Annotated in this window: 1 protein-coding gene; it reads right to left on the bottom strand. The window is 35.4% G+C overall.

Annotated features, from left to right (window positions below; genetic code table 11):
* The coding region (locus K8Z87_RS13875) for an HYR-like domain-containing protein (protein WP_456119787.1) at window positions 1-477 on the bottom strand (477 nt) is incomplete at both ends.

Raw genomic sequence — 477 nt, 5'->3', positions numbered from 1 at the left:
TGGATTAAAGAAACTACCATTAACTATAGTTGCATTACCAGAAGACACCGTCCATGTACCACTTGTATCTACATCTCCAGTAAGTGCAGAGAATAAATCAAAGTCAACATCATCTTGTATACAGAATCTTTGATCCTGGATAGAGAATGTATTAACACTAACTTCAATAACTTGAGTAAATACCGCTTCGTTATCACATTCGTCACTTACAGTCCAAGTTCTTACGATTTCATAATCCCCAGATCCATTACCTTGTGTAGAGTTTTCTTCAAAGCTAATACTTAAATCCGTAGAACAATTATCTTCAAACTCTAAAGCAGGTGCAGCAGGAATGGCATCACATGTTACAGAAACGTTAGTTTCAAAATTAGTACCATTAACTAATGTAGGTGCAGTCGTATCTTGAATAGTAATGGTTTGAACAAGAGTTGTTGTGTTTTCACACTCATCAGTTAAAGACCAAGTTCTAGTAATCAC

It is taken from the genome of Winogradskyella immobilis (assembly GCF_021887715.1).
In the GTDB taxonomy this organism is placed as follows: domain Bacteria; phylum Bacteroidota; class Bacteroidia; order Flavobacteriales; family Flavobacteriaceae; genus Winogradskyella; species Winogradskyella immobilis.
Note: the sequence above shows the minus strand (reverse complement) of the source record. Positions and strands in the feature narration are given on the sequence as shown.